A 6922-nucleotide genomic window follows, 5' to 3' on the forward strand; every position below is an offset into this window, starting at 1 on the left:
TACCGCCGGAAACCTTTGCCGCGTTCCGGGCCGCGTTCGCCAAGGGCCGCTATTTCAACGACCACATCCGCAACAATTTCCGCTATCGTCTGGTTGCGAGCGATAGCGACCCGGGATGACTTGACCTCTCCGTGTCACCGGCGGTTGGTAGACGCTTTGCCGCTGTTGCGCTTAGGGTCGCTTACGGTCGACGCTCACTTGGCAAAGCCCCCCCTCGCATCCCCGCGCCTGGTGGAAAGCGCTTGATCGGTCCCGCCGTCCTGGCAGTGCGGCGGGACTTTTTTGCGGTCCAGGTGAAGCACCGGGCACGAGAAGCTTCGGTGCCCAGCAAATCCTTCCCCTCGTACGATATCGCAAGATCGGCCGAATCCGATCCGGTGCTATCGTGCGCTCCCTTGTGCTATGGGTGCGGCGAGGACGGTCATGGCGACCACTCTCCTTACCTCTTTCTCCGAAATCCCAATCACGCTGGCGCGCTGAAGGTTTCAAGGTCAGTTTCCCGCCGGAGCTTGATTAGCTGAACTATTGCTCGACCGGAAGCGGCTCGTGCTGCGGCTCAGCGTGGTGGAACACCTGTCCAAGATCGCGCGCGTCGAACGTTTGCCCGCAGACTGGGCAGTAGACAAAGTGCTTCTATTCGTCATCCACCGGCCCGTCATGCGGCTTGCCTTCGTAGCCGGTGGCGATGTTGTCGGTTCTGATCCTCGTCATTCATCCGCAACGCAACCGTCGGCTATCGGTTTCCGTGCGGAATCACCTTCCGTTCACTCTGGCTAATATAAGCTTTGTACCTACAAGGATTGGTAAGAGTGCTGCTGATCCCTGACCAGCCTGTTCACGGCAATTCTTATACGAACGATCTTTGCCCTTAAGTGCAGGCTGCGGCTAAGATAGCGCCCAACCCGAGGGCGCTGCCGTGCCTCCTCAATAGCCGAATCATGGGTTACATTAGGCTTATCTTATATGATGGTGCAAGCGAAGCTGCGTAGCCGGGAGCAACGCGTAAGCCTCGCCAGCGCGATGCCTTCTGGCGCAGCACCGCCAAGACAATTCTCGTTCAACTGTCCGAATCAGGAATTGCACCCAGGCTCACCGAACAAGAAGTTGGCGCGCTTCTTCATGCTGTCTTAGGCGATATAGCCACCCGGAGTGCTGCGAAACTTGCACAATGGCATCGGCTCACGATGAACAATTCCGCGTGGAGACACCCCAGGGCTCCGCAGCGTAGCACCACTGCATCCGTCGAATGCAAGGTTTCTCAATAGCGGATGAAAGGTCCGCGTTCGTCGGAATCATGCGCGCGAATGTACTCTCGGGCGGGATACGGTTCCGCCTCGACTGACAGGGAGCGCATTGGTCATTCGGCCCATCTCGCCTTTTGTCGCGGCGGCAAAGACGGCCGGGGCATTTTGGCAGCGCTCATCACTGATAGAGGAACGGCGGCACCCCGTTTCGCCCGATATCAGGGAACGATATCGCCCCCCATGCATTAGAAACTGATGGACACTATGGAACCCCACGGGATAGCGGCAGATATTTTGACATCGGAAGTTGCCAATGCCAGGCGGCGCATCCGCCGGACCGAGCTCGCGCTTCAACGCACTGAAGAAATGCTGGCCGAGAATCTCGCGCTGCGCAGCAGGATACGAACTGCGGTCGAGGCCGCAGACCGCTTGTTGAAGATCGATCGTCCCAGCTTTGAAGGGCGTCGCCCAGATTGAACTAGGCCGGCGCTTCATTCGTCGCGCCCCACCGGCTACCGGCGCCACCACTCGCGCTCGAGCACGGCGGCAATGATGTCCACAGACGGCGAGCGCGGCTCATCGTGGGCGGACTGGTGCTCGGCCAGGAACCGATCGTCCATGCGGCCGATGGCTTCAGCGACGTGGGCCAGCGATTGGTCGATCCAGACCGCGGCGGAACGATCGGTCGCCGTCATGCCGACGGCTCGGTGTCGGGGTGCTCGGGGCGGCGGTGGGTATTGGTACATCATGTGTTTGTGCTGTCGTCAACGCATTCGGGTCCGCATTTGGCATTATCGGGTGCTCTCTTCACCGCAATGGGGTGATCTCGTCCCCGCATGCCCTCTTCGGTGCGGACCGATTTCGGGAAGGGAGATTGAGGTGCGACCGGCCGGAATCAGGCGCAAAGCGGGCGCCAGCTTAATCCCTCCATATACCTCATCAGCTGTTCAGCATCGCAGCATTGGTGAGCTACGCGGGCACGCTCGCGCTGGCGCCTTGCAGAAGACTTGCCTTTGGGTGATCACCTGTCATCCCTCATGACCAGGGAGGAAGCAGAACAGGGTGTTCGCTACTTTTGCACAAAATGGGCTGAAGAGCGCGGGGATCTTGATCAGCCAGAGAATCCGAGATGTTCCGATTTCTTTTCTTGGCTTGAGCAGAAGTCGCCGGGCCACTTGAAATTCCGAAGCAGTACTTCCGTGCGGGGCGACGTCGAGCGATGGTTCATCGACGAATTCAAGCAAGGTTGGCGCCACTAGCAAGCGATTTCCGGAGAAGCCAGTGCCGTGCTTCGGGCCACCTTCCGCGATCACGCCATACCCATCTCACTTGCCTCCTGCGGCGGGAGACCCCAATCCCGCCTTCGGTCTTCCAAGACCTTCGTGCCTCCCAACGGCAATGGCCGGACTCACCGTACGCCTTCTGCGATCGAGCGTCCGCAACGGGTCGCAAATGTTGCCATTCGTCTCATCGAGGGGAACGAGCAAGTAGCGCTATGGGCGGACGCTTAGCTTCGAGGTCTTGAACGTCTCGAAATGTCACGGAAGTAGACCGTCCGCAGTCAGGTCGAAACTATCAGGCGAGGACACGGCCGATAGCTATGAAGCCGCCTTGCTGGAAGCGCCCTCCCCTTCACATGACGCTCGCCGCGTGGGAGGCGATTATTGTTCTATCCCGGGCCGGACCAGCTGGATTGCCCGTACAGCGCCCCCAAAGAGCGCTGTAGTATAGGCGAAGGCTGGCGCGAGAAGATTGCGCCGAGGATCTCGGTGCGCCGCTTCGGCGCCTGTCTGATGGAGAGCCGCGCGCCTAATGCGTGGCTCACTTTCCTCTTTTTCTTTCCGCCTGCCAGCGCCAGGCGTGCGCGCCAAGGGGCAGGCGCGGCAAGCCGCTTGTCCAGCCGTCAAAAAAACGGCTTTCGGCCGGCGGCCGAACCTTCCGTTTTTCCGCCGTCAGACCCCTTGACCCGCACGCCTGTAGCCGGTGGGCGGGCTGCGCTCTCCCCCTCTGGCCGAGCAAATGCCGGGGCATTTACTCGACCAGAAGGGCGAGGCTTCGCCCCAACGGGAGAATGTGAATCAGCGCCGAAGGTTGACCCTTGGCCATTGCTGTGTAACCCTTAGATTGCAACCGATTCATCCTATGGCAGCATTTGACCTGACATCGCACAATGTCCGGCGGTCTGTATGCCAATCAGCAACCAGCTCGATGATCCCCAGCACACTCCAAGCACCCGACCTCCCGGCAAACGTTCACAAAGTCGACGAGGACGCGCTGCTGGACGTTGTGCAACGGCAAGCGGCCCGGTACTTCTGGGAAGGCGCACATCCCGTCAGCGGCCTTGCCCGAGATCGACAGAAGACCACCGGTGCTCCGGCCAACGATCTCGTGGCGATCGGTGGTTCTGGTTTCGGTATGTTGGCCATCATCGTTGCGGTTGAACGCGGATGGATCGATCGCACGGCAGCATTAAGCCGATTGCAGGGAATGCTGGATTTCCTGGAAAGCTCGCAGCGTTATCACGGCGTGTTCCCGCATTTCATCAATGGCCGCACCGGTGCGACAATTCCGTTCCGACGCAAGGACGACGGCGCTGATCTGGTCGAAACCACTTTCCTGTTTCAAGGTCTGATTTGCGCCCGTGAATATTTCGCCGGGATGGCAACCGAGGAAGCGCGCCTTCGCGAGTGTGTAAACGCGCTGTTGTCATAGGCCGAATGGAACTGGTTCACACGTGGGGCTCGGCAACTTATGTGCCACTGGAGCCCGAGCCACGGCTGGGCGATGGACAGCCCGATCAGGGGTTGGAACGAATGCCTGCTCACTTTCGTGCTGGCGGCGGGATCAGCGCGCCACCCGATCGATCCGGGGATCTATCATGAAGGCTTTGCGGGTGGACCCGACTTTCGAAACGGGCGCGACCATTACGGGATCGTCCTGCCGTTGGGAATGAATTCTGGTGGTCCGCTTTTCTTTTCGCACTATTCCTTCTGCGGGCTCGATCCGCGAAGCCTAAGCGACCGATACGCCGACTACTGGCAACAGAACCTCCGTCATACGCAGATCAATTATTGGCATTGCGTCCGCAATCCCCATAACCATTTGGGATACGGCCCTGATTGCTGGGGTCTGACCGCGAGCCATGGGCCGCGAGGGTACGTCGCGAGTGCACCTGACAGAGACTTTGGCGTGATCACTCCGTCCGCTGCCCTGTCGAGTTTCCCTTATTCTCCGGCGGAAGCGATGTGCGCGCTACGTGGTTTCCTGACCAAGCCGCGAAACCGCATATGGGGCCGCTTTGGCTTTGTCGACGCGTTTTGCGAATATCGCAACTGGTACTCCCGAACCTATCTGGCGATCAATCAGGGGCCGATCATCGCGATGATCGAGAACCATCGTACAGGGCTGCTGTGGAAGCTGTTCATGGGCACGCCGGAGGTGCGCAGGGGCTTGGCGAGGCTGGGCTTCACCAGCCAGCGTCTGGACAACATCAACGTATGCACAGGTCGGGAGCTGCCGCGGACATAGTCCATGGGGTGGATTCTTCCCTGAGTGATCGTCTGGCAGGTCCACTCGGTTCGCGATGCGCTTCCCCGCCGCGTCGTAGTTGCGGCGCGGAGTGAGAAATGTCAGGGAATAGTCGCGAGAAAGTCTAAGCGTTGAACCTAAACGCTACCATGTATTCCAAAATGCCATAGCATAGATAGCAGTACCGATAAACAACACAGTCGACATTCTCATGAATAGCTGAAATGAAAAATAATCTTTCATCGCGGCCTCCTTTGTTTTCTTGATTTTTTGTGGCCAACAGATCACCATATCACAAAACGAATGCGCTTTGGTAATTTATTTCCAGAGTTTATAGCGCAGGTCTAGATCAAGCAGCCGACCGTTCGCAGCCGCAAATCGAAGTCGGTTTCGTTAGATCGCCCGGTTTGATTGCCTCTCGATTCGACGATACTCGCTCGCCCTTCAACTTTGAGCTGATCGCACCGCAAAGAGCTCGTGTGCGCGTGCCAGGCGTCCATGGCAGGGCGCGTGGTGACACCGGAGGGCACCCCCTATCCGGATCGACCGCGATCTTCTCACCCGGATGGTCGAATCCCGCGGCTGGGCCGGACGACATCGGGCGTTAGCTGCTTCTGTTCATAGTCTACATCCGCGACAATCGCGCTCGCTCGAGGCTGCTGCTGTGATCTATCGTCCCCACTAAGCGGCGCGGGCTACCGACCAGCGTCTGTTCTTTGGCGTACTGGCGACATTGGCGTATCGGCCGGCGAAGGTCGCCTCAGGGTCAAAGGCGTGAATTTGACGACATCACGGTCTCAATCAGCGCGGATAGAGATTTCAGTTTCAACGGAAACGGGAAGCTGAAATAGCTGGCGGAATTGCCGGTGCAATGAAAGAACCAGCGCAGCGAATTTTCAGCCAGGTCCAGGCGAAAGACGGAATTCGGCATTGGGCGAACCGCGTGCGCACCAGCCGCCGCGCCGCCGGATTGTGGAACCTCTCGCGGATGGTTTTACAACAAACACCAAGGCCATCAGAAAGCAGGAAGTCGTTGATCGCTGGGGTGATTGTTTCTGACTTACTTTGGGGTGGTCCCGCACCGCCATCGTTGTCGATCGCTCACCCTGTCGACCAGGTAGTCCGGCGAATAGAGGCGTCACGTCGGCGCGTCCAGGGCGGCAACAAGCTTGGTATGCCTCGTCTGAAGTCAAGGCTCCGCAGCCGATCCAGCGCTTATTGCTTTACGGCGCTGCATGCGGTGGTGAGCGGCTTTTATAAATAGGGTTACTTACAAGCCTTCCCACAGGCGAAGCTGGGTTGAACGGAGGGTTGCCGATCAGACACTCTCCAATTTTGGGGCGAGAATAAAATCGAAAATGGGCTCGGGCTGGTCAGGCTTTAGCTCTGGCAAGAAAACCCGGGAAGTTACGGCCGCTTCGGCATATTCTGCAAGCGCGGCAGGTGTCATCCCGAGTGCAGTCTCAAAGTGCCGGCTCGGCACCGTCACCACCTGACGAAAAAGCGCGGCAGCTCTTGTCGCGTGGCGCACGGCAGCGACCCGCTTTCCCTCGCGTATTTTTACCCCGGCCGCCGCCAATAGGATCAATCCCTTGAAGAACAGGCGGTGCTGGGTGCTTCGTTTCGCAGCGTGCCAAAGAGACTCCCAAGCCTCATGGGCTTCCCAGTAATAGCCATGGTTGAAAAGGTCGATTCCCCATCGAAAGACATCCGAGCCTAACGCTTCCGCAAGGGGGACGGTCACGGGATCGTTTCGGTAGCTATGGCCCAAGGGGTCACGTACCGGATGCGGATGTTTGCCAGGCAGGTACGCGTAGGTCGGAAGATTCTTTTCGGGCAGCAAGCGAGGACGAGACATCGGCCTAGCAAGCATGAAAAGCGCGTTGTGGCAATTCATGTCACATGGGAACTGCCATTCGTCAGAGCTGAGGCCTTGAATGGGGTGGGTTCCGGTTTCGGGAGATTTCGCTCCCAATTCCTCACTGCCAATTATGCGAGTTTCAAGCACAAATCATGAACATAGGATGACGGGGTATTGGGTTCGAATTCGCAGCCAGGGGTCAGGTTTGCGCCTAATGCACGAACCCGCTTCGCGGGAGGGGCGCCTCGTTCTGAGATGGCGCGACTGCCATTTTGACTTGAGCGGGTAG

Annotated in this window: 8 protein-coding genes; 5 read left to right on the top strand and 3 right to left on the bottom strand. The window is 58.6% G+C overall.

Going from position 1 to position 6922, the window contains the following annotated elements:
* Together NKH60_RS34310 and NKH60_RS34315 are read left to right on the top strand one after the other, a co-directional pair.
* Nucleotides 1–119, top strand: a 119-nt coding sequence (locus tag NKH60_RS34310; protein WP_352875028.1) for a KTSC domain-containing protein, incomplete at its 5' end; no start/stop codon positions are given.
* A 1380-nt stretch (nt 120–1499) separates the two neighbouring features.
* Nucleotides 1500–1721, top strand: a complete 222-nt coding sequence (locus NKH60_RS34315; RefSeq protein WP_352875019.1) for a hypothetical protein — start codon at nt 1500–1502, stop codon at nt 1719–1721.
* A 35-nt stretch (nt 1722–1756) separates the two neighbouring features.
* Here NKH60_RS34315 and NKH60_RS34320 read toward each other — a convergent pair whose 3' ends face one another.
* Together NKH60_RS34320 and NKH60_RS34325 are read right to left on the bottom strand one after the other, a co-directional pair.
* Nucleotides 1757–1939: a hypothetical protein gene (locus NKH60_RS34320; protein WP_352875021.1), complete on the bottom strand. Its 183-nt coding sequence runs from the start codon at nt 1937–1939 to the stop codon at nt 1757–1759.
* A gap of 333 nt (nt 1940–2272) precedes the next feature.
* Complete coding sequence (locus NKH60_RS34325; protein WP_352875022.1) at nt 2273–2557, bottom strand: hypothetical protein; 285 nt, start codon at nt 2555–2557, stop codon at nt 2273–2275.
* 895 nt (nt 2558–3452) lie between these two features.
* Between NKH60_RS34325 and NKH60_RS34330 the strand changes: the two genes are divergently transcribed.
* The 3 genes from NKH60_RS34330 (at nt 3453) to NKH60_RS34340 (ending at nt 6036) form a co-directional block, all read left to right on the top strand.
* Nucleotides 3453–3956 (top strand): hypothetical protein, encoded by a 504-nt coding sequence (locus tag NKH60_RS34330; RefSeq protein WP_352875024.1) that lies wholly within the window; start codon nt 3453–3455, stop codon nt 3954–3956.
* Between the two features lie 72 nt (nt 3957–4028).
* Nucleotides 4029–4772: a glucoamylase family protein gene (locus NKH60_RS34335; protein WP_352875026.1), complete on the top strand. Its 744-nt coding sequence runs from the start codon at nt 4029–4031 to the stop codon at nt 4770–4772.
* Between the two features lie 871 nt (nt 4773–5643).
* A complete protein-coding gene (locus tag NKH60_RS34340) occupies nt 5644–6036 on the top strand; it encodes a hypothetical protein (RefSeq protein ID WP_352772307.1) in 393 nt (130 codons plus the stop codon).
* Between the two features lie 54 nt (nt 6037–6090).
* On the opposite strand, the gene NKH60_RS34345 is transcribed toward NKH60_RS34340, so the two are convergent.
* Nucleotides 6091–6669, bottom strand: coding sequence for a DUF309 domain-containing protein (locus NKH60_RS34345; protein ID WP_352772310.1), 579 nt, complete (start codon nt 6667–6669; stop codon nt 6091–6093).
* Nucleotides 6670–6922 lie beyond the last annotated feature (253 nt).

Origin of the sequence: Mesorhizobium sp. M1006, assembly GCF_040318825.1 — a bacterium.
Lineage (GTDB): Bacteria > Pseudomonadota > Alphaproteobacteria > Rhizobiales > Rhizobiaceae > Mesorhizobium.